The organism is Mycolicibacterium arenosum, assembly GCF_024320865.1.
GTDB lineage: Bacteria > Actinomycetota > Actinomycetes > Mycobacteriales > Mycobacteriaceae > Mycobacterium > Mycobacterium arenosum.
On sequence record NZ_JANDBD010000002.1, the window covers coordinates 496,751 to 519,857 of the forward strand.

The 23,107-nt window shown below is 67.9% G+C and carries 16 protein-coding genes; 11 read left to right on the forward strand and 5 right to left on the reverse strand.

The window, feature by feature from the left end; all coding sequences use genetic code 11:
• The first annotated feature begins 59 nt into the window (after positions 1 to 59).
• The 5 genes from sfnG to purH all read left to right on the forward strand — a co-directional run bounded on the left by sfnG (position 60) and on the right by purH (position 5,903).
• Complete coding sequence (gene sfnG / locus NM203_RS06115) at positions 60 to 1,190, forward strand: dimethylsulfone monooxygenase SfnG (protein ID WP_255058820.1); 1,131 nt, start codon at positions 60 to 62, stop codon at positions 1,188 to 1,190.
• A gap of 70 nt (positions 1,191 to 1,260) precedes the next feature.
• On the forward strand, positions 1,261 to 2,220 hold the full coding sequence (locus tag NM203_RS06120) for a DUF5336 domain-containing protein (protein WP_255058822.1): 960 nt from the start codon (positions 1,261 to 1,263) through the stop codon (positions 2,218 to 2,220).
• Positions 2,221 to 2,276: 56 nt separating this feature from the next.
• Positions 2,277 to 3,692, forward strand: a complete 1,416-nt coding sequence (locus tag NM203_RS06125; RefSeq protein WP_255058823.1) for a cell division protein PerM — start codon at positions 2,277 to 2,279, stop codon at positions 3,690 to 3,692.
• A 10-nt stretch (positions 3,693 to 3,702) separates the two neighbouring features.
• Positions 3,703 to 4,332 carry a phosphoribosylglycinamide formyltransferase gene (gene purN / locus NM203_RS06130; protein WP_255058824.1) on the forward strand — a complete coding sequence of 210 codons (630 nt, stop codon included), beginning with the start codon at positions 3,703 to 3,705 and terminating at the stop codon, positions 4,330 to 4,332.
• Entirely contained in the window at positions 4,329 to 5,903 is a 1,575-nt protein-coding gene (purH, locus tag NM203_RS06135) for a bifunctional phosphoribosylaminoimidazolecarboxamide formyltransferase/IMP cyclohydrolase (protein ID WP_255058825.1), read from the forward strand. The genes purN and purH overlap by 4 nt, the downstream gene beginning before the upstream one ends.
• 241 nt (positions 5,904 to 6,144) lie before the next feature.
• Here purH and NM203_RS06140 read toward each other — a convergent pair whose 3' ends face one another.
• Positions 6,145 to 8,238 carry a lipase family protein gene (locus tag NM203_RS06140; RefSeq protein ID WP_255058826.1) on the reverse strand — a complete coding sequence of 698 codons (2,094 nt, stop codon included), beginning with the start codon at positions 8,236 to 8,238 and terminating at the stop codon, positions 6,145 to 6,147.
• A gap of 210 nt (positions 8,239 to 8,448) precedes the next feature.
• On the opposite strand from NM203_RS06140, the gene NM203_RS06145 reads away from it, so the two are divergent.
• From NM203_RS06145 to NM203_RS06170, 6 genes are all read left to right on the forward strand, one after another.
• Positions 8,449 to 9,867: a sigma 54-interacting transcriptional regulator gene (locus NM203_RS06145; RefSeq protein WP_255058828.1), complete on the forward strand. Its 1,419-nt coding sequence runs from the start codon at positions 8,449 to 8,451 to the stop codon at positions 9,865 to 9,867.
• Positions 9,860 to 11,836 carry a vWA domain-containing protein gene (locus NM203_RS06150; RefSeq protein ID WP_255058829.1) on the forward strand — a complete coding sequence of 659 codons (1,977 nt, stop codon included), beginning with the start codon at positions 9,860 to 9,862 and terminating at the stop codon, positions 11,834 to 11,836. The genes NM203_RS06145 and NM203_RS06150 overlap by 8 nt, the downstream gene beginning before the upstream one ends.
• A gap of 387 nt (positions 11,837 to 12,223) precedes the next feature.
• Entirely contained in the window at positions 12,224 to 13,639 is a 1,416-nt protein-coding gene (locus NM203_RS06155; RefSeq protein ID WP_255058830.1) for a hypothetical protein, read from the forward strand.
• A 548-nt stretch (positions 13,640 to 14,187) separates the two neighbouring features.
• A complete protein-coding gene (locus tag NM203_RS06160; protein ID WP_255058831.1) occupies positions 14,188 to 15,744 on the forward strand; it encodes a hypothetical protein in 1,557 nt (518 codons plus the stop codon).
• 482 nt (positions 15,745 to 16,226) lie between these two features.
• Entirely contained in the window at positions 16,227 to 17,630 is a 1,404-nt protein-coding gene (locus NM203_RS06165; RefSeq protein WP_255058832.1) for a hypothetical protein, read from the forward strand.
• 42 nt (positions 17,631 to 17,672) lie between these two features.
• Positions 17,673 to 18,497 carry a histidine phosphatase family protein gene (locus NM203_RS06170; protein ID WP_255058833.1) on the forward strand — a complete coding sequence of 275 codons (825 nt, stop codon included), beginning with the start codon at positions 17,673 to 17,675 and terminating at the stop codon, positions 18,495 to 18,497.
• A 2-nt stretch (positions 18,498 to 18,499) separates the two neighbouring features.
• Here the strand turns inward: NM203_RS06170 and NM203_RS06175 are convergent, their stop codons facing one another.
• From NM203_RS06175 to NM203_RS06190, 4 genes are all read right to left on the reverse strand, one after another.
• A complete protein-coding gene (locus tag NM203_RS06175) occupies positions 18,500 to 19,078 on the reverse strand; it encodes a DUF1707 SHOCT-like domain-containing protein (protein ID WP_255058834.1) in 579 nt (192 codons plus the stop codon).
• Positions 19,079 to 19,205: 127 nt separating this feature from the next.
• Positions 19,206 to 19,979 (reverse strand): enoyl-CoA hydratase family protein, encoded by a 774-nt coding sequence (locus NM203_RS06180; protein WP_255059134.1) that lies wholly within the window; start codon positions 19,977 to 19,979, stop codon positions 19,206 to 19,208.
• A complete protein-coding gene (locus NM203_RS06185; RefSeq protein ID WP_255058835.1) occupies positions 19,976 to 21,133 on the reverse strand; it encodes an acyl-CoA dehydrogenase family protein in 1,158 nt (385 codons plus the stop codon). The genes NM203_RS06180 and NM203_RS06185 overlap by 4 nt, the downstream gene beginning before the upstream one ends.
• Positions 21,134 to 21,143: 10 nt before the next feature.
• Entirely contained in the window at positions 21,144 to 23,102 is a 1,959-nt protein-coding gene (locus tag NM203_RS06190; RefSeq protein WP_255058836.1) for an acetyl/propionyl/methylcrotonyl-CoA carboxylase subunit alpha, read from the reverse strand.
• Positions 23,103 to 23,107 lie beyond the last annotated feature (5 nt).

Genomic DNA, 23,107 nt, shown 5'->3' on the forward strand with positions numbered 1-23,107 from the left:
TTAGGGTCACGCGGATCGTTACCCGTGACCGCGGCCACCTCGCTTGGTGGCATGGCGGTATGACGACCGAACGAATCGCCGACCACGTCAAGTTCGCCTACTGGGTGCCCAACGTCAGCGGCGGGCTGGTGACCAGTGACATCGAGCAGCGCACCGACTGGAATTACGAGTACAACCGCAGGTTGGCGCAGACCGCGGAGAACAACGGGTTCGAGTACGCGTTGTCGCAGGTCCGCTACGAGGCGAGTTACGGCGCGGAGTACCAGCACGAGTCGACCAGCTTCAGCCTCGCGCTGCTGCTGGCCACCGAGCGGCTCAAGGTGATCGCCGCGGTACACCCCGGCCTGTGGCAGCCCGCCGTGTTGGCCAAGCTCGGCGCCACCGCCGATCACCTGTCGGGCGGCCGGTTCGCGGTCAACGTGGTGTCCGGGTGGTTCAAGGACGAGTTCACCCACCTCGGCGAACCCTGGCTCGAACACGACGAGCGGTACCGGCGAAGCGCGGAGTTCCTGCAGGTGCTGCGCAAGATCTGGACCGTGGATGACGTGGACTTCCGCGGCGACTTCTACCGCATTCACGACTTCACGCTGAAGCCCAAGCCGCTCAACACGCCCGAGCGGCCCAACCCGGAACTGTTCCAGGGGGGCAACTCGACGGCGGCCCGACGCAACGGCGGCCTCTACTCCGACTGGTACTTCTCCAACGGCAAGGACTTCGACGGGATCACCGAGCAGGTCGTGGAGGTGCGCGACCACGCCCGCAGCGTGGGCCGCGAGGTGAAGGTCGGTCTGAACGGCTTCATCATCGCCCGCGACACCGAGCGGGAGGCGAAGGAGACGCTGCGGGAGATCATCGCCAAGGCCAACAAGCCCGCCGTCGAGGGCTTCCGCGGCGCGGTGCAGCAGGCCGGCAACTCCACCGGTGACAAGAAGGGCATGTGGGCCGATTCGTCGTTCGAGGACCTCGTGCAGTACAACGACGGTTTCCGTACCCAGCTCATCGGCACGCCCGAACAGATCGCCGAGCGCATCGCGGCCTACCGCAAACGCGGGGTCGACCTGATCCTCGGCGGCTTCCTCCACTTCCAGGAGGAGATCGAGTACTTCGGGGCCCACGTCCTGCCCCTCGTTCGGGAAATCGAGGAATCAGAAGCGGATTCGCGTAACACACCCGTGCTGGTGTCGGCCTGACGCGCACCGGACGCGCTCACGGGTGGGTGCGCTAGCGTGGGTGTTCGACACGCACAGGACAGGAGAGGTCATGACCTACCCGCCCGGCGGCCCCGGTTACCCACAGCCGCCGCAATCGCAGTTCTCGGCGCCCACTCAGCAGTTCGAGAGGGTCCCGGAGCCCGCCCAGCCCCCGGCGCTGGCGCATGCGTCGGCGACTCCGTCGGCAGCGCCGTCCGCCCCGGACGCAGGCCCGAGCAAGCTGCCCGTCTACCTCGGTGCCGCGGTCGCGGTGCTCGGTTTCGCGATCTACCTGACCAGCTTCGGCCCGGTCTTCGGCGAGTTCGGCGGTAGCGCCTTCGAACTCGTGGTGGCACCCGTGGTCGCGGCGCTGCTCGCAGGTGTCGGGCTGTTGCCGAAGCAGACCGACCGCTCGGCCATCGCCGCGGTGTTCGCCGTGCTCGGCTTCCTGCTGCTGATCCTGGTCGTCGTGGCCGGCGCGCCCATCGACTGGGCGTTCTACCCGTTCATCGTGTTCTCCGTGCTGCAGTCGATCGCCGCGGTCGCCGTTGTGCTCCTCGACGCGGGCGTCATCACCGCGCCCCCGCCGCGGCCCAAGTACGAGCAACCGGCCTACGGCCCCGGCTACGGCGCATCGGGTGGGTACTACGGTCAGCCACACGGCGGACCGCAGCAGCAGGGTTACCCGCCGCAGCAGTACGGCGGCTATCAGGGCGGCGCCCCGAACACCGGCGGATTCCAGGCCCTCGGACGCCCGAACGGGCCGCCGAACGGACCGGGTCCGCAGGGCGGCCACTTCGGCAACGCGCCTCAGGGGTCGCAGGCGCAGACCACCGCCTGGCCGACATCCGGATCACAGGGCGGCCAACAGAGCGGCCCTCCGACGCCGCCGACCGGCTTCCCCGCATTCGGTCAGCCGCAGGCGGCACCCGACTCCGCGGCGGCACCGTCCCTCGCGAAACCGGAGCCTGACGACGCGGCACACCACACTCAGGTGGCTCCGCAGCAATCGGCGCCGCCGCCGTCATAATCACTAGCGGCGCACGCGGCGTTCGCGCGCACCAGGCGCGAGGAGCTACCCGTCTAGTGGACAACCGGCCAGTCGGCACCCGTCAGGCCCGCGACCTTCTCAGGGTTGCGTTCGGCCCGTCGGTCGTCGCCCTGGTGGTCATCGCAGCGCTCGTGTTGCTGCAACTGCTGATCGCCAACAGCGACATGACCGGCGCGTTCGGTGCGATCGCGAGCATGTGGCTTGGCGTGCACCAGGTTCCGGTCAACATCGGCGGGAGCGAACTCGGCGTCATGCCGCTGCTGCCCGTGCTGTTGATGGTGTGGGGCACCGCGCGCACCACGGCGAGAGCGACGAGTCCCGGCGCGTCGCTGTTCGTCGTGCGGTGGGTCGTGGCGTCGGCACTCGGCGGCCCACTGCTCATCGCGGCGATCGCCCTCGCGGTCATCCACGACGCGTCGTCGGTGCTCACCGAATTGCAGACGCCGAACGCGCTGCGCGCCTTCACCGGCGTCCTCGGGGTGCATCTGGCCGGGGCGCTGATCGGTGTCGGCACGAAGGTGGGTCGGCGGCTGCTCCGGCAGTCGCCGCTGCCCGGCTGGCTACCGGACGCGACGCGGGCCGCCGCGGCCGGTGTGCTCGCCCTGCTCGGGCTGTCCGGCGTGGTGTCGGCGATCTCGATGATCGTGCACTGGTCGACCATGGATCAGCTGTACGGCATCACGGATTCGGTGTTCGGCCAGTTCAGCCTGACGGTGCTGGCGGTCCTGTACGCGCCGAACGTCATCGTCGGAACCGCAGCCATCGCGGTCGGATCCAGCGCGCACATCGGGCTGGCGACGTTCAGTTCGTTCACCGTGCTCGGCGGCGACATCCCGGCGCTGCCGGTGCTCGCGGCCGTGCCGACGCCCCCGCTCGGGCCCATCTGGGTGGCGCTGCTCATCGTCGGGGCGGCGTCGGCCGTAGCCGTAGGCCAGCAGTGCGCGCGTCGGCCACTGCCCGTCGCACTCGCAGCGGCGAAGGTGACCGTCGCGGCGGGCATCGCCGCGCTGGTGATGGCGCTGCTGGGCCACGTCAGCGGCGGCAAGCTTGGCAATTTCGGCGCTGTCGGTGTCGACCAGGTGACGTTCGGGCCCGCGGTGTTCCTGTGGTTCCTCGGAATCGGCGGTCTGACGGTGGCGATGGCCGGCGGCATCGCGCGGACGCCGAAGGTCCGCACAGCACCGGCCGCGCCGGCGCCTGCACCGGAGCCGGAGGCCGTCGACGAGGAGCCCGAGCCCGAGGACGTCGAAGCCGAGTACGTCGAGACCGAGACCGAGCCCGAGTACGTCGAGTGGGCCGACGAGGAGCCCGAGTACGTCGAACCCGAGCCGGCGCCGGAACCTCCGCGCGCCCCGGCACCCGTTCCCGATCACGACGACGATCCCGAAGCCCACTTCTTCGCCGACGAGGACGAGAGCACCAGCGACGAGAAGCGCGGAACGGCAGATTAGGCTGCATCGCGTGCAGCCACCCCTCCACGTGCCACCGAGTGCGCCTGCGCGACTCGTGGTGCTGGCATCGGGTACCGGATCGCTGCTGGAGTCGCTGCTCGCCGCGGCCGTCGACGACTACCCGGCCCGCGTGGTGGCGGTCGGTGCCGACAGGGACTGCCGCGCGCTGGAGATCGCGGCGGCCGACGGGGTCCCCGGCTACGCCGTCAAGCTCGGCGATCACACCGACCGGGGGGCGTGGGACGACGCGATCACCGCGGCGACCGAAGAACACCGACCCGATCTCATCGTGGCCGCCGGTTTCATGAAGATTCTTGGTGCACGGTTCCTTTCGCGCTTCCTCGGTCGCATCGTGAACACGCATCCCGCGTTGCTGCCCGCCTTCCCCGGTGCGCACGCGGTGAGCGACGCGATCGCCTACGGGGTGCGGGTGACGGGCTGCACGGTGCACCTGGTGGACGCCGGCGTCGACACCGGGCCGATCCTGGCACAGGAGGCGATCCCGGTCCTCGACGGCGACGACGAGGCCGCACTACACGAGCGGATCAAGGTGGTCGAGCGCCGCCTGTTGGTGGATGTACTCGCCGCGATGGCCACACGCGGCGTGACGTGGACTGGACGAAAGGCGGCGTTGGGATGACCAGCAGCGGTGAGGGTAGGCGACCGATCCGGCGGGCGTTGATCAGTGTGTACGACAAGACGGGTCTCGGTGCCCTCGCGCGCGGCCTGCACGACGCGGGTGTGAGCATCGTCTCGACGGGATCGACCGCGAAAACCATTGCGGATGCCGGTGTTCCGGTGACCCCGGTCGAGGACGTGACCGGGTTCCCCGAGGTGCTCGACGGCCGCGTCAAGACGCTGCACCCCCGCGTGCACGCCGGGTTGCTGGCCGACACCCGGAAGGCCGAACATCTGGCCGCGCTCGAGGAACTCGGGGTCGCGGCCTTCGAACTCGTCGTCGTCAACCTGTATCCGTTCAGTCAGACCGTCGAGTCGGGCGCCGGCGAGGACGAGTGCGTCGAGCAGATCGACATCGGCGGCCCGTCGATGGTGCGCGCCGCGGCCAAGAACCACCCGAGCGTCGCCGTCGTGGTCGAGCCGATGGGCTACGACGGCGTGCTCGCCGCGGTACGCGCCGGCGGCTTCACGCTCGCCGAGCGGAAGAAGCTGGCGGCATTGGCATTCCGGCACACCGCCGAGTACGACGTCGCCGTGGCGAGCTGGATGACGTCGGTACTGGCGCCCGAGCAGGATCCGTCGCCGCTGCCCCCGTGGGCGGGCGCGACGTGGAAGCGCGCCGCGGTGTTGCGCTACGGCGAGAACCCGCACCAGCAGGCGGCCCTGTACCGCAACGACATCGGCTGGCCGGGCCTGGCCCAGGCCGAGCAGTTGCACGGCAAGGAGATGTCGTACAACAACTACACCGACGCCGATGCGGCGTGGCGTGCTGCGTTCGACCACGAGCAGACGTGCGTCGCAATCATCAAGCACGCCAACCCCTGTGGCATCGCGGTGTCGTCGGTTTCGGTGGCAGACGCGCACCGCAAGGCGCACGAGTGCGACCCCCTGAGCGCCTTCGGCGGCGTCATCGCGGCCAACACCACGGTCAGCGTCGAGATGGCGGAGACGGTGGCCGACATCTTCACCGAGGTGATCGTGGCGCCCGCCTACGAGCCCGGTGCCGTCGACGTGCTGACGCGCAAGAAGAACATCCGCGTGCTCGTCGCCTCCGAACCCCAGGTGGGTGGCACCGAGTTCCGGCAGATCAGCGGAGGGCTGCTCATGCAGGGCCGGGACGCGCTCGACGCAGCGGGCGACGATCCGAACAACTGGACGCTCGCGACGGGCACCCCCGCCGACCCGGAGACGCTGGCCGACCTGGTGTTCGCCTGGCGGTCGTGCCGGGCGGTGAAGTCCAACGCGATCGTGGTCGTGAAGGACGGGGCGACGGTCGGCGTCGGCATGGGTCAGGTCAATCGGGTGGATGCCGCCCGACTCGCGGTCGAGCGGGCCGGCGAGCGGGTGGACGGAGCGGTCGCGTCGTCGGACGCGTTCTTCCCGTTCCCCGACGGCCTCGAAACGCTGGCCGTCGCGGGCGTGCGGGCGATCGTGCACCCCGGCGGCTCCGTCCGCGACGACGAGGTCACCGCGGCCGCGGCCAAGGCCGGGATCACGCTGTATCTGACGGGCGCACGACACTTCGCGCACTGACGTCACCCGTATGGGCGCTCCGTTTCGCTGGTCTCCGTGGTGGGCAGATCGGTCGGGACGTTCCTCGGCTTCCGCGTCGGCGGCGTCCACAGCGGCGGTTTCGGTGGGGTCTCGTGGACAACCGAAATCGGAGGGCGCTCATGGCTGCATGCTCTGAGCCACGATCCGCTGGGGGCGGTCAGGAGCAGGGCGGCGGGAGCCACGATGCAGACCACGGTCTTCCTCAATCGTCGCGTGCTGTTCATCGCGATCTCGCCAGCTCCGAGTCGGCGACTACGGTGGCACGGCTGGGTTTGTCATTCTGGACCCGGTGGAAGAAGGCCGTCACGTCCGCTCGGAGGTCATCGTCCTTCCAGTACTCGCTGTGGCCCAGGGTGTCCTCCTTGGCCAGTTCCGTGACATCCTCGTTGCTGTCCTCACCCAACGACGGCAGGCAGGTTCCGATCGGATCGGTTGCGCGCCAATAGTTCTTCCACTGATCCCCGCCGTACGACATCGTCAACGCCGTTTTGAAGAAGGCGTCGTCGAAGTACCGGGGAAAGAACGTCTCGTACAACGAGTGCAGCGGCGATCCGCACGTGAACAGTGCGATCCGAGCCGATCGTTCGCGTTCGACCAGGTGCAACTCATCCTTCAGCGAGCGTCGATCCGTCCGACCCTCGGTGCGCTTCTCCATCCAGTGGCCGCCGCGCACGAACCATGCGCAGACTACCGATCCCTGACTGTGGCCGACGAGAGCTACGGGCTCCCCTGGGAATTGAAGAGCCAGGTCGTTGATCGCCTGGCGGATTCCCGACAGCAGCGCCCGCCGATACGACGCACCGGCCAGCGGATGCAGGTCGGGGGCCCAGAATCCGGCGATGTCGGCGATCGACCCGAAGAAGCGTCCGAGGCGATTGGCCCAGTCCTCGGGTCGGCGGACGATGATCAGGACGATCACGACCGCTCCGGTGATCTTGAGCACGATCAAGCACTCCTCGATGAGCGGGAGGCTCACCTTGCTGATCGCGTATGCCGATAGGAGCCACAGCGCGGCGGTGAGGGCGAGTGATAACACGGCCAGCCGAGGTAGGAAACTCGACAGGTGGGTCACCAGATAGTGCGACGCGGAGACTCCCTTGCGATCCTCGGCGTCCTCGGCCACACCTCTGCCGTGTTCGGCTGGCGGCCGCGGAAGCCGCGAACTCGCACCGTGTCCGTTGGTCGAAGAATGTCCGTTAATCGTAATCCTGCGGGACTCCGGGGCGCCCGCCGCAGGAACTGAACATTCAGCGTCCGGCCGGAATCCAGGTAGCTCACGCTTCTTTCTGAACCGAAACACCTCGATGGCCACGAACACACTGAAGGCAGCCAACATCGCGAGAAGGAACAGCGGGATCAGGTCGATGCGCAATGCGTGTCCGAACTCCAGCGATTTCCCGCCTTGGAAATCATCGGCCTTCGGCAAGAGGATGTACTCGAGCCCCGTGCTCTTGTCGTCGTCGCTACTCCGAACGAATGGCACGATCTGCAGCGCACTCGCGACGAACAATCGAATTATCGAACCGCCGGCGTGCAGGAGAACGACCGCGAGCATCGCCAGGATCGCCGCCCCCGCGAGGTGAGCCCGTCTCTTCCGATCGGTCCATGCGGCGACACCGAGGAAAAGCGCAATCAACCAGATCGTCGCCGTCGTGTAGACCACGACCGGAGTCATCGGATCGATTGCGTTCTCGTTCCCACGGTTCAGCATCGTGTGGAGGAAACCGTGGGTCCGCGACGCGGGGTGCCCGTGCAGATACACGATCATGCCGATGAGCGCGGCGATTGTGGTGACCGATATCAGCGTGCCACCGCGATCGACGAGAGGGCGACCCGCTACCAGCCGATAGAGGACCAGGATGATCAGGATGCTCGGCCCCGACGCCTGCAGGATCACGGCGGTCAACCGGTCGTCGTGGCCGTCCAGAGACCGCCATGCGGTCTCGACGATCACGGTGATCCACGCTGCCATGCTGATCGTGAGACACAGGCTCGCGCTCGCGATCATGGCTCGGACGACGAGTCGCCACCGCTTCTCCCGAGGTTCCATGAAGCCGACGACGTTGAGGAGGGTGAATGGGAATGCCAGATACCACGCGGTATTTCGGGTGATCTTCCGATTCGCACGGCTCCAGTTCACGAGTCGCAGTTTGTGCTTGGGCAATTGAGGCACGCGTCCGATCCACACGCGGCTGTCCACCGTCTCCTTATAGGTCGGCTCGCCAAGTGCGCTGTAGCGCTCGTGATCGCCGATGCCGTGCACTCGAACTTCGATTCCGTAGTCCCGGCCCTTGTCTTCCCTATCTACCGCCATTTCCCCACCCCCTGAATCAGTCGCGCATTCGCGCATCCGTCAGTGTCGGGCGAAAGGCGTCGACGCGACACGCGTAGTTGACTACGCATATTTGCCAGGCCGTGGATTTTCGCCTCGACCGGCCGATAGCGGGGACTCGAGGACCATCGCACTCATGCCAACACATGCCCCTGGCCGGCCCTATTCCCGAGTTCGCGCGACGGGTAACCGATGCCTAGCGGGCTAGTCCGTCGTAGCGTGGAGGTTGTGACGTCACCTAACGATCTTCCCCGCACCGTCGGCGAGCTGCGTGCATCCGGTCACCGGGAACGCGGCGTCAAGACCGAGATGCGCGAGAACCTGCTGGCTGCGCTCGCGGAGGGACGCGAGACGTGGCCCGGCATCCTCGGCTTCGAGGACACCGTGCTGCCGCAACTCGAGCGCGCGCTGATCGCCGGACACGACATCGTCCTGCTCGGCGAGCGCGGTCAGGGCAAGACCCGCCTGCTGCGCGCGCTCACCGGCCTGCTCGACGAGTGGACGCCCGTCATCGAGGGGTCCGAACTCAACGAGCACCCGTACACGCCCATCACGCCGGAGTCGATCCGCCGCGCGACGACGTCGGGTGACGACCTTCCGATCCGATGGGTGCACCGCAGCGAGCGCTACACCGAGAAGCTCGCGACGCCGGACACCAGCGTCGCCGACCTCGTGGGTGACATCGACCCCATCAAGGTGGCCGAGGGACGCAGCCTCGGCGATCCGGAGACCATCGCCTTCGGCCTCATCCCGCGGGCGCACCGCGGCATCGTCGCGATCAACGAGCTGCCCGACCTCGCCGAGCGCATTCAGGTCGCGATGCTCAACGTGATGGAGGAGCGCGACATCCAGGTCCGCGGCTACACGCTGCGCCTCCCGCTCGACGTGCTCGTCGTCGCGAGCGCCAATCCCGAGGACTACACCAACCGCGGCCGCATCATCACGCCGCTCAAGGACCGGTTCGGCGCCGAGATTCGCACGCACTACCCGCTCGAACTCGCGGCCGAGGTCGGCGTCATCACGCAGGAGGCGCATCTGGCCGCGGAGGTGCCCGCCTATCTGCTGCAGGTGCTGGCACGGTTCGCGCGGCATCTGCGCGAGTCGACGTCGGTCGACCAGCGTTCGGGGGTGTCGGCGCGGTTCGCGATCGCCGCTGCCGAGACGGTCGCCGCCGCCGCGCGGCACCGCTCGACGATCCTCGGCGAGCAGGACCCCGTCGCCCGCGTCGTCGACCTGTCGACGGTGATCGACGTGCTGCGCGGCAAGCTCGAGTTCGAATCCGGCGAGGAGGGTCGCGAGCAGGCCGTGCTCGAGCACCTGCTCCGCCGGGCCACCGCGGACACCGCGCAGCGACTGCTCGGCGGACTGGACGTCGGCGCCCTGGTGGCCGCCGTCGAGGAGGGCGCACCGGTCACCACCGGCGAGCGCGTCTCGGCCAAGGACGTTCTCGCCGCCGTGCCGGACCTGCCCGTGGTCGAGGCGATCGCGGAGAAGCTCGGCGCCCAGTCCGACGGGCAACGGGCCGCCGCGCTGGAGATGGCGCTCGAGGCGCTGTACCTCGCCAAGAAGATCGACAAGGTATCGGGCGAGGGTGAAACAGTCTATGGTTAAACGCCTTTCGCGCTATTCGCGATACACCGGCGGGCCCGATCCGCTGGCTCCGCCCGTCGATCTGCGGGAGGCGCTTGAGGCGATCGGCCAGGACGTCATGGAGGGGTCGTCGCCACGCCGGGCTCTCCAGGAACTGATGCGTCGCGGCTCGAAGAACATGAAGGGCGCCGACCGGCTGGCGGCTGAGGCCAACAGCAAGCGCCGGAAGCTGTTGCAGAACAACAACCTTGACGGCACGCTTCAGGAGATCAAGAAGCTGCTCGACGAAGCGGTGCTAGCGGAGCGCAAGGAACTCGCGCGGGCGCTCGACGACGACGCCCGCTTCGGTGAGCTGCAGCTCGAGTCGCTGTCGACCTCACCGGCCAAGGCGGTGCAGGAACTCTCCGAGTACGACTGGCGCAGCGAGGCGGCGCGCCAGAAGTACGAGCAGATCAAGGATCTGATGGGCCGAGAGATGCTCGACCAGCGTTTCGCGGGCATGAAGGAGGCCCTTGAGAACGCCACCGACGAGGACCGGCAGCGCGTCAACGACATGCTCGACGACCTCAACGATCTCCTCGACAAGCACGCGCAGGGGCAGGACACCGAGCAGGATTTCAAGGACTTCATGTCCAAGCACGGCGAGTTCTTCCCCGAGAATCCGAAGAACATCGACGAGCTCCTGGACTCGTTGGCGCAGCGCGCCGCGGCCGCGCAGCGGTTCCGCAACAGCCTGTCCGAACAGCAGCGCGCCGAGCTGGATCAACTGGCGCAGAACGCCTTCGGCTCGCCGTCGCTGATGAACGCGCTGAACCGGCTCGACTCGCACCTGCAGGCAGCCCGTCCCGGCGAGGACTGGAACGGTTCGCAGCGCTTCTCCGGCGACAACCCGCTCGGCATGGGCGAGGGCGCGCAGGCGATGAACGACATCGCCGAGCTGGAGCAGCTGGCCGACCAACTCTCGCAGAGTTACGCGGGCGCCCAGATGGACGACGTCGACCTCGACATGCTCGCCCGCCAACTGGGGGAGGACGCCGCCGTCGACGCGCGCACCCTTGCCGAGTTGGAGAAGGCGATGATGAACCAGGGCTTCCTCGATCGCGGCTCCGACGGGCAGTGGCGGTTGTCGCCCAAGGCGATGCGCCAACTGGGTCAGGCCGCGCTACGCGATGTGGCGCAACAGCTTTCGGGTCGCCACGGTGAGCGGGAAACGCGGCGAGCCGGTGCGGCGGGCGAGCTGACGGGTGGCACCCGGCCGTGGCAGTTCGGCGACACCGAGCCGTGGAACGTGACGAGGACGCTGACGAACGCCGTACTGCGCAGCGCGGGCACCGGCACCGTCGAGCGCCCGCTCAAGATCAGCGTCGACGACGTCGAGATCTCCGAAACCGAGACCCGGACGCAGGCCGCAGTCGCGCTTCTGGTCGACACCTCGTTCTCGATGGTCATGGAGAATCGGTGGTTGCCGATGAAGCGCACCGCACTCGCGCTGAACCACCTCGTGAGCACCCGGTTCCGCTCCGACGCACTGCAGATCGTCGCGTTCGGCCGCTATGCGCGCACCGTGACCGCAGCGGAGCTCACCGGGCTCGAAGGCGTCTACGAGCAGGGGACGAATCTGCATCACGCGCTGGCGCTGGCGACCCGTCATCTGCGCAGGCACCCGAATGCGCAACCGGTCGTGCTCATCGTGACCGACGGCGAGCCCACCGCCCACCTCGAGGACTGGGGTGACGGCGAGGGCACCGGCGTCTTCTTCGACTACCCCCCGCACCCGCGCACCATCGCGCACACGGTGAGGGGTTTCGACGAGATCGCCCGACTCGGGGCGCAGGTGACCATCTTCCGGCTCGGGAGTGACCCCGGCTTGGCGCGCTTCATCGATCAGGTGGCGCGTCGCGTGCAGGGGCGCGTCGTCGAACCCGATCTCGACGGCTTGGGAGCGGCCGTGGTGGGCGACTACCTCGGATCCCGTCGCCGTCGCCGCTGATTCACACCACCTACGGATCGCCAGCGCGCACTGGCGAGTGCCGCGCGCCTCGAGCCTCTCACCAAATGTGTTAACTGACGAAGTGGCTGAAACCTTCTGTCGAAGACCTGGCGTCGACCCCCTCCGCTTGCCCTCCTCGGCACCGTTTGCTGTCAGCTAACAATGGTTGTTACAACGCTGTCCTGAAGGCCGTCGTAGCAGCTAGGAGACGCTGCGACAACGTGGTGACGGTCGTTCCCAGTAATTTCGCGGCACTATCGGTCAACTGTTGCTGGCGGCTATTTTCAAGATCGGTCAATTTATTTGCGAGGCCGGGTGCAAAACTTTGCCAGGCTGTGGCATGATCCTCTCAATCGCAACTTCTAAGCTTCCTCTCAGGAGATCGCAATGGCTCTTCGCCCCTTGCTCACCGCCGGTATCGCCGTCGCTTCGGCGGGCGTGCTCGCGCTGACGCCGACGATCGTCCCCCAGCTGACTGAGGCGCAGAAGAACGTCGTCGCGATGGCAGAGGAGCAGGTGACGCTCGCCGCGAACCTGCAGGACCTGATCAACGTGTTCTTCGGCGTCGACCCCGCGCCCAACGATGACAACATCCCACCGGTCACCGACGCGGCGGGCACGGCCGGCTTCCCCGGCCTCATCTACCAGTTGCTCTCCGAGCAGCAGGGCGGCTTCGCACCCAACCGGGCGGTGCTCGACCAGTTCTTCCAGTTCGGGTTGAAGGAAGTGGTGCGGCAGCAGTTGCTCCTGAACAACCCGTCGAACGCCCAGTTCATCAACGACTTCTTCGATGGTGGCCTCACGCAGCTGGCGTATCGCTACGCGTCCTCCGGCGTGACCACGCCGAACCAGCAGGTGTATCTCGACTACTTCTTCAACCAGTACAGCCCCAACCCCGCACTGAGTGGTTTCTCCGGTGTCTCCTACGTGCGCTTCAAGGAAGCCGCGCTGGCCGGAGACATCACGCCGGAGCAGGCGCAGTTCATCGAGGACCTCTACGTGAACGGCGGTTTCACCGCGGTCGTGCGCAGGCAACTGCTGTCCGGCACGTCGGACCCGGTGCAGCGCCAGTTCCTCAACGACTTCTTCGACGGTGGCGTCACCCAAGTGGTGCGCACCCAGCTGCTGAGCTCGACCCAGGACCCGCAGCAGCTTCGCGACATCGCTCTGTTCTTCCCCGACGCCACCACGGGTTACGAGGGGGGTATCACCGAGAACATCCAGGATCGATTCCTCGCCGCGAATTCCGACCCGCAGCAGCAGGCGATCATCAACGCGTTCTTCGATGAGGGCGTTGCGGAGGTCGTCCGACTGCTGCTCGTCGGCCCCAAGCCGGTTCCAGACGAGGCGGAGGAGACCTTCGCCGCACGCACGTTCACGGCGTCCGAAGTGGAGGACGCAGGTGCTCCGGCTCCCGCGGCCGAACCCGGCCAGGGCGACGCCGAGCAGCTGTCGGCTCCGGCACCGGCTCCCGCAGCGCCGAAGGGTGACGACGCACCGCCCGTGGCGGCCCCGGTTGCCGTCGCGCCAGCGGCCGATCCGACCCCGAATGAACTCGCCAAGTCGCAGGTGAATGCCGGCGCCGAAGAGGATGCGACGGAAGCCGTGAAGGACGGCAACAAGGCCGAGGTGACGCCGATCCTGCCGTTCGGCTCCGAAGGGAAGAGCGGATCCGGTAGCTGGGGCGTCTTCGGACAGGTCGCCGACGCGATCGGCAAGACCATCGCGGGTGCCGGCGGAGGTGCCCAGCCGGGTGCCGACGGCGCCGGTGCCGGAGGCGACGCAGGCGGCGGCGACAGCTGACGCCCGACCTTCCGATTCGACGGCCCACCCGGTCCTCCGGGTGGGCCGTCGGCGTTTGCGGTGCCATCTCGGCACGTCGCCGGGTCCGGTCCGGGGCAACGGACCGCGCCGACAACGTCGCGTCGTCCCAGCTGATGTGACCACGCAGTTGCGATCCCGGCTGTCGCGGGCCGGTGCGGAATCCGCCTGACCGCTGGTCATGCATTCGGTACGAATGGGGACGACTTCCTCCGAACGGCTGAACGGCTATTTGCTGAATGCTGACGCGTCACCATTGGCGAATAACGGACTATGCGGATACAGCAAATAAAATACCGGTGGTTGGTTAACTCAAGTACGTCGATACTCGGCCCGCTCGGGCCGTCGAAATCCACGCTTTGCGGCGCTGGTCTACAGCTAGAGGTCAATAAATGGCGCTGTCGTCAATTCAAAAGATCGGAGTTAGTTTGTAAACGGGCAAATATTACAGCTTTCGTTATACGATCTTCTCGGCTCAATCTCAGCTTTCGACTGGCCGCGTCGTCACAGCAATCGGAGAGGTCGGCAAAATGGCAGTTCGCTCGTTCGTCACGGCAGGAGCGGCGTTCGCGACCGCGGGCATGGTGGCAGTGGTGCCCGCCATCGCTCCACCCCTGGCGCCCCGAGACATCCAGGTGATCAAACAGACCGAAGCCCACGTACAGCTCGCTGCTCAGCTCACGCTGCAGGATCTGATCAACGTCTACTTCGGCGTGACGCCTGCGGGCTCCTATGTCGACCCGGAGGGTCCGGACGCGCCACCGCTGCCGCCGGTCACCGGCGCACCGGGCACGTCCGGGCTGTCGGGGGTCATCTACCAGCTGCTGCACCAGCAGCAGGGTGCTTACCTCCCCGGCACGGTCGGTCTCGAGACCTACTTCAACGGCGGGCTCACCGACTACATCGAACTCGCACTGCTCACCCAGAACGCCGACCCCGCGCAGCGCGCCGGCATCGAGGCGTTCTTCGACGGCCTGTCTCAGCTGGCCTACGAGTACCTCCAGTCCGGAACCACCGATCCGGCAACGACCACGTACCTGAAGACCTTCTTCAACCAGGGCGGGTTCGGCAACCCTGCGCTGTTCGGCGCCCCCGGCGTGTTGTACCTGCGGCTGCTGGCCGGCTTCCAGGCCCCCGAGCAGCAGGCGTTCATCAACAACCTGTTCCAGGGCGGCGTCACCCAGGTGGCGTACCAGCAGCTCGGTGGCGACCTGGGCACCGTCGACGAGGAAGGTGAGCCGCTGCCGACGTCGACGCCGTACCTGAGCGCGTTCTTCGGGATCAACAACAACATCGTCGACCCCGGAGGGTCGGGCAGCCCGTCGCTGAACGGCGTGTCCGGCGTCGTCTACACCCGACTCAAGGCCGCGGCGGCCACCGGCGATCTCACACCCGAGCAGATGAGCGTCATCGACCCGTTCTTCAACGGCGGTGCGGCCGAAGTGGCACGCGTGCAACTGCTGTCGCGCACCGGCGATGTCAACCAGCAGAACCTCATCAACGAGTTCTTCGACAACGGCATCTCCGGTGTGGTGCGGTATCTGCTCGTCGGCCCGGCGCCGACGCCGCCGCCCGAGGAGGAGCCCGAGGAGGAGACCCTGAGGACTGCGGTCACCGTCCAGGCCGCTGCGGAGTCGGACCCCGCGGTGGAGGCGAAGCCGGCCGCGGAGGCCGAGCCCGCGACGGCCGAGCCCGCGGTGGAGGCGAAGCCGGCCGTGGCGTCCGCGCCCGCCGCGGCGACCGCACCCGCTGCGGAGACCGCGCCCCCGGCGAAAGCGACCGGGGAGGCACCCGCAGCGGGGGAGGGCAAGCCGGCCTTCACTGCCAAGATCCGTGAGGTCGAGGCCGAGGAGGAGGCGGAGCCCGACGACGGCGGCGCGAACAAGGCCGAACCCGAGATCATCCTCGGCACCGGCGGCCCGAAGTCGGGATCCGGCAGCTGGGGCGTCTTCGGCGACATCGCGAAGGGTGTCCACGACGCCATCGCGGGCATGTCGGGCGGCGGTCAGCCGGCCGGCGGTAGCGCGACGGGCGGCACGGGCGAGTCGGGCGGCGGCGCTACCGACGGTGGCGGCGCGGAGGGCTGACGGGAAAGCGCTTCGTCGGAGTTTGCGAAACCCGCATCCGGCGGATTGGCGCTCGGCCATCGCACGATGGCGATCCCGTTCGGCTCGGCCGCGGGCGATCCGTCGGGATCGAGTTCACCTGTCTGGTTCATGAATGCGGTTCGGCAGTCGGAGGGCGGCCCCTCCGCGATTGCCGGACCGGGTGAGTGCTGTTTGCTGAAGAGTCGCTGCCAGCGCGGTGCGCTTAACGCACCCGTGCTGTACTAGCAAATAAACGGCTACAACGGCCTTGCGTGCCGCCGACACCCCCCAGCCGCGGTTCTGTGCTCTGGATACCAGGGCTGTAGTGCTGGTTATCGTGAAGAATTAGCGAAGGCGTCGAAAAGCTTTCGTGATGGTTGGCGACTTTGCGGGCAAATGTTCAACCGTCGTCGTACGATCCCCTTGGTTGTCTCTCAGCTTCCTCATAGTCGCGTTTGTCAGACCAATCGGAGGGCCGGCACATGGCAGTTCGCTCGTTCATCACCGCGGGAGCCGCATTCGCGACCGCAGGCATGGTCGCCCTGGTGCCGGCCATCGCTCCGCCGCTCGCCCCGCGCGACATCCAGGTGGTCAAGCAGACCGAGGCCCAGGTGAATCTGGCCGCCGCGCTGACCCTGACCGATCTCATCAACGTGTACTTCGGGGTGACGCCCCAGGGGGCCTACCCGACGAATCCGCCGACGCCGGACGACATCCTGTTACCGCCCGTCACCGGCGCGCCCGGCACGTCGGGCATTGCGGGTGTGCTCTACCAACTGCTCTACGCGCAGCAGGGCAGCTATGTGCCGGGGCAGGTCGGTCTGACGCAGTACTTCAACGGCGGCCTCGCCGCCTACATCCAGCTGATGCTGACGACCCAGAACACCGACCCCGACCAGGTCGACGGCATCAACGCCTTCTTCCAGGGCATCTCCGAACTGGTCCGGCTGTACCTCGTCACCAACAACACCGACCCCGATCAGGTCGCGGGTATCGACGCGTTCTTCGACGGCGGCACCAGTCAGTTGGCCTACGAGTACCTGGCGAGCGGCACCTCCGACCCGGATTCCCTGGAGTACCTCGACATCTTCTTCGGCCAGAACGAGGAGGAGGTGACCGGCGCGACCGGAGTCGTCTACAAGAGGCTCCGCGACGGCTTCACCGATCCGGTCCAGCAGGCGAACATCGACGCCTTCTTCACCGGTGGTGTCACATCGGTCGCCCAACTCCAGCTGCTGGCCGGTTTCCAGGACCCCCAGCAGCAGCAGGTGATCAACGACTTCTTCGGCGGCGGCGTCACCGAGGTGGCGAGAACCCAGATCCTGGCTCGCGTGTCGGACCCCAACCAGGCGGCGATCGTCAACGAGTTCTTCGACAACGGCATCTCGGGCGTCGTGCGCTATCTGCTCGCGGGCCCGGTGCCGGAGGATCCGACGCCGCCTCCGCCGGCACCGCCGATGCCGCTGATGAAGACGCTGGCGTTCTCCGCGCCCGAGGCGGAGGTCGCCGAGTCGACGCCCGAAGCGGAGCCGGAGGCGCCGAAGGCCGAGGCGTTCTCGGCACCGGACCCCGCGCCCGCACCGGCCCCCGCACCGGACCCCGCACCGGCGGCAGCACCCGGCGACGATCCCAAGCCGACCTTCACCGCCAAGATCCGAGAGGTCGAGGCGGAGGAGGAGACCGAGCCCGATGACGGCGGCGCCAACAAGGTGGAGCCGGAGATCATCATCGAATCCGGTGGCGCCAAGCCGGGATCCGGCAGCTGGGGCATCCTCGGTGACATCGCCCAGGGGGTGCACGACGCCATCGCGAACGCAGGCAAGCCCGCCACCCCCGCGTCGGACACCACCGGCGACGCCGACGGTGAGGGCGGCGGCGAAGGGTAATCGCCGGGCCGTCTCGTCGGGCGGCTATGGCAGGGTGGCGCCATGGCGATGCCCAACGATCTCGTTTTCGTGCGTCACGGCGAATCCGAGGCCAACATCGCCCAGCAAGCCGACAAACTCGGCCGGTTGAGCACCCGGCACGCCGAGATCTACGACCGTCCCGACTGGGAACAACGGCTGTCGACGCGCGGAATCGAGCAGGCGAAGCTCGCGGGGGCGTGGTTCGACCGGCACCTGGGCGGCGCCGCGTCGTTCGACTTCCGCTACTTCTCGCCGTTCCTGCGAACCAGGGAGACGGCTGCTCATCTCGGAGGTACCGAGTGCGGCGGCTGGATCATGGACGACCGCGTCGTCGAACGCAGTTGGGGGACCTACGGCGCGCTTCCCCGCGCCGAACGGAAACGCCGCTATGCGCTGGCCATGAAGATGTACGGCCAATCACCCTGGTATACAAAGCTTCCCGGCGGGGAGAGTCGTTACGAGGTCAGCGATCGGTTTCGTGACTTCCAGGGCACGCTGCATCGCGAAGCCGCAGGGCGGCGCGTGCTCGTCGTCACCCACGGGGACTTCATGGGCATCGCGCGGTACAACATCGAACGGCTGCTTCCCGAGGAGTTCGAGGTGATCGAGCGGGACAAGGCGCAGGACGTGAAGAACTGCGCGATCTTCCACTACTCGCGTATCAACCCCGCCGATCCCGCCGACGTTCGCGACAAGCTCAGCTTCCGGCGGCTGGTGAACCCCACCGACGTCGACAGCTCACCGTTCGACGGGCAGTGGGTGGAGTTGCCGCCGCGACGCAAGTTCACCGGGGCGGAGCTGCTGGCGCAGGCCGAGCGCGCGTCGCGCTTGCTCGACGACGAGTGAGCTCAGGTGGCTGCGCGCTTCTTGCGCTTGATGCCGACGCTGCCCCACAGCGAGAAGCCGCGGATCGTGATGTGCGGAGCGCCGGGTGAGCCCGTCTCGTCGACGTGGTCGAACGCGCCCATCACACCGTGCCCGCGGACGTCGACGTTGACCTCGGGCGGCAGCAGGATGGTCTGACCGCCGAACACCGAGTAGGACTTGATCTCCACGTCGTGGCAGGTGAAGTCGGCGTAGCGCAGATCGATGACGCCCCCGCCGAACAGCGCCAGCGCGGTCAACCGCTTCGGGACGTTCCACCGGCCGCGCCGCTCGAATCCGCTCATGATCGCCAGCAGCAGGGTCGACGGTGCGGGGCGCACACCGCCGCAATCCCGCGACGACGACATGGCGCCGGGCAGATCGGCGCTCAGCCGATCGAGTTCGTCGTACGTCTGCGCGGCGTACGCCTTCGCGAGCCGATTCTCGTACTCGGGCATCTGGAGCCGCCCCTGCGATGCCGCCTCCGTCAGCAGTTGCGCCACCCGAATCCGGTCGGTGTCGGCAGCACGCATCGTGGAGTCGCGCGACGCTGGAGTGCTCATCATCGACGAGCCTACGACTAACCCCGGCACATGCAAGGGCCTGGCCACATCCGTCACGGAATCCATAGACATCGCGTTGCCCCGCCGTCGCGTTCGCACACCTCGCGTAACCGGAGTTACGGTCGCCTCACGACACCCAGCGCGGCGGGCGCTTCTCCAGGAACGCCATCATGCCCTCGCGCGCTTCGTCCGAGACGAACAGCCGCGCCGACAGCTGCGTGAGGTCCTCGGCGTGCCGATCGAAGCCCTCGAGGATCGCCGCGGTGGTGAGCGCCTTGGATGCGGCGAGCCCCTGGGGCGAGCCCTTCGCGGTCTCGGCGGCCAGCGCCGCGACGGCCCCCGGCACGTCGTCGGTCGCCACGGTGATCAAGCCGATGCGCGCCGCCTCGTCGGCCCCGAACTTCTCGCCGGTGACGAAGTAGCGGCCCGCCGCTCGCGCGTCGAGCTTCGGCAGCAGGGTCAACGAGATGATCGACGGCGCCACCCCGATGCGGGCCTCGGTCAACGCGAAGGTGCTCGCCGGCCCCGCGACGACGATGTCGCAGGCGCCCACCAGTCCCATGCCGCCCGCGCGCACGTTGCCGTCGATCGCACCGATGACGGGAACGGGCAACTCGAGGATCGACCGCAGCACGTGGGTCATCTCGCGCGCCCGATCGACGGCGAGATCGGCAGGGCCCGCGCCCTCGGACGATGAGGCCTCGCTGAGATCCGCTCCCGCGCAGAACGTCCTGCCGGTGTGCCCGAGCACGACGGCGCGCGCACCCGACGCCGCGGCATCGGCCAGCCCCTGACGCAGCTGCGTCACCAGCGCCGTGGAGAGCGCGTTGTGGTTGTGCGGCGAGTCGAGCACGAGCCGGGCGACGGCCCCGTCGAGGTTGTAGCGGACGAGCTGCATCAGTACGACCGGGGCAGGCCCAGCGAGGTCTGCGCGACGAAGTTCAGGATCATCTCGCGGCTCACCGGAGCGATCCGCGCCAGCCGCGACGCCGTCAGCACCGAGGCGATGCCGTACTCCTTGGTCAGCCCGTTGCCGCCGAGTGACTGCACCGCCTGGTCGACGGCACGCACCGACGCCTCGCCCGCGGCGTACTTGGCCATGTTCGCCGCCTCGGCGGCGCCGCCGTCGTCACCGAGGTCGTAGAGCGTCGCCGCCTTCTGCATCATCAGCTTGGCGAGCTCGATCTCGATGTGGTTCTGCGCCAGGGGATGGGCGATGCCCTGGTGCGCGCCGATCGGCGTCTTCCATACCTGGCGGGTCTTGACGTACTCGGTGGCCTTGTGAATCGCGAAGCGGCCCATGCCGACTGCGCTGGCGGCGCCCATGATGCGCTCGGGGTTGAGGCCGGCGAACAGCTGCGCGATGGCCGCGTCCTCGGAGCCGACGAGAGCGTCCGACGGCAGCCGCACCTCGTCGAGGAAGAGCTGGAACTGGTTCTCCGGGCTGACGATCTCCATGTCGATCTTGGTCCACGACATTCCGGGGGTGTCGGTGGGAACGACGAACAGCGCCGGCTTCAGGTTGCCGGTCTTGTGGTCCTCGGTGCGTCCGACGACGAGGACGGCCTGCGCCTGGTCGACGCCGGAGATGTAGACCTTCTGGCCGGACAGGATCCAGTCGCTGCCGTCGCGGCGCGCGGTGGTGGTGATGCGGTGGCTGTTCGACCCGGCGTCGGGTTCGGTGATCGCGAACGCCATCGTGATCGAGCCGTCGGCGATGCCGGGAATCCAGCGCTTCTTCTGCTCTTCGGTGCCGAACTTGCTGATGATCGTGCCGTTGATGGCGGGGGAGACCACCATGAGCAGCAGCGCGCCGCCGTTGGCCGACATCTCCTCCATCACCAGCGACAGCTCGTACATGCCCGCGCCGCCGCCACCGTACTCCTCGGGCAGATTGACGCCGATGAACCCGAGCCTGCCTGCCTCAGTCCACAATTCGGTGGTGTGCTCGCCGGCGCGCGCCTTCTCCAGGTAGTACTTCTCGCCGTAGCTGGCGGCGAACTGCGCGACGGCCTTGCGCAGTTCCTGCTGTTCCTCGGTCTCGATGAAGCTCATGGGTTCTCCTCTAGGTGCTCTCGATGCGGGCGAGTACGGTTCCGACGTCGACCTGCTGGCCGGCATGGGTGTTCAGTTCGGCGAGCACACCGGCGGCGGGTGCGGTGATGGTGTGCTCCATCTTCATGGCCTCCAGCCAGATCAGCGGCTGGCCGGCCGTGACGGCGTCACCCGCGGCGGCGCCGACGCGGATCACCGAGCCGGGCATCGGCGCGAGCAGCGATCCCCGCGCGACGGCCGACGCGGGGTCCGGGTAGCGCGGCATCACGGTGAGCCGGACCGCGCCGTGCGGAGCGTCGACGAACACCTGGTCGCCGTAGCGGGCCACGTCGAAGCCGGATTCGACGCCGGCCACCGACAGCACCACCCGGTCGGGTGTGGCGGAGACGAGGCCGACGGTTTCGCCATCACGCAGTTCCAGCCGCCCGCGGGTGAAACGGTAGGCGACCTCGAGCTCAGCACCCGCGGCGTCGACGTAGGACTTGACCTGATACCCCGACGGCACGTTGCGCCAGCCGCTGGGCTGTCCGCGGAAAGCCCTGGCGTCGGCGGTGTTCCGGCTCGCGTCGGCCAGCGCGGCGGCCAAGGCGGCGAGCCGGGTGGCGCTCGGATCGGTCACCGGAGCGGCCAGTTCGGCCAGTCCGTGGGTGTCGAAGAACGCGGTGTCGGTGGCACCTGCGAGGAACGCGGGGTGACGCAGCACGTTGACCAGCAGGTCGCGGTTGGTGGTGATGCCGTGCAGCCGCGTCCGCGTCAGCGCATCGGCGAGCACGGCGGCCGCCCGCTGCCGGGTGGGTGCGTACGAGATCACCTTGGCCAGCATGGGGTCGTAGAAGATCGACACCTCCGACCCGTCGACGACGCCGGAGTCCAGTCGGATCCCCGTGCGCGGGGTCAGCAGGTCGAACTCGGTGCGGGCACCCGGCACCTCGACGTGGTGCACGGGACCGGCCTGTGGCTGCCAGTTCTTTGCCGGATCCTCGGCGTAGAGCCGGACCTCGATCGAATGCCCATGCGCAGCAGGCGGTTCCGGGCTGAGTGCGCCGCCGGCGGCGACGTCCAGCTGCAGCGCCACCAGATCGAGACCCGTCGTCTCCTCGGTCACCGGGTGCTCCACCTGCAGTCGGGTGTTCATCTCCAGGAAGTAGAAGTCGCCGTTCTCGTCGGCCATGAACTCCACAGTGCCCGCACCGGTGTAGTCGATCGCCTGCGCCGCGAGCCGCGCCGCGCGGAACAGCTTGTCGCGCATCCCGTCAACGCGTTCGACGAGCGGCGACGGGGCCTCCTCGATGATCTTCTGATGCCTGCGCTGAATCGAGCACTCCCGCTCGCCGACGGCCCACACGGTGCCGTGGGAGTCGGCCATCACCTGCACCTCGACGTGGTGACCGGATGCGAGATAGCGCTCGCAGAACACCGTCGGATCGCCGAACGCCGACTGCGCTTCGCGCTGCGCGGCCTCCACCTGCTTGGGCAGTTCGCCGAGATCGCGGACGATTCGCATGCCGCGGCCACCACCGCCCGCGGACGCCTTGATGAGCACCGGCAACTGCGCCTCGGTGACGGCGTCCGGGTCCAGTTCCTCGAGCACGGGCACACCCGCGGCGGACATCATCTTCTTGGCCTCGATCTTGGAGCCCATCGCCTGCACCGCGGCGACCGGTGGGCCGATCCACGTCAGTCCCGCGTCCTGCACCGCGGCCGCGAAATCGGCGTTCTCCGAGAGGAAGCCGTAGCCGGGGTGAATCGCGTCGGCCCCGGCGGCTCGCGCCGCGGCGATCACCTGTGCGGAGTCGAGGTAGCCGTTGCGGCCCTCGAGGCGCACCCGGACGTCGGCCTCCGCGACGTGCGGGCTCGCGGCGTCGGGATCGGTGTAGACGGCCACGGTGCCGATGCCGAGGCGACGGCACGTGCTGAACACGCGGCGGGCGATCTCCCCGCGATTGGCAACCAGAACCTTTGTGATCATCAGTC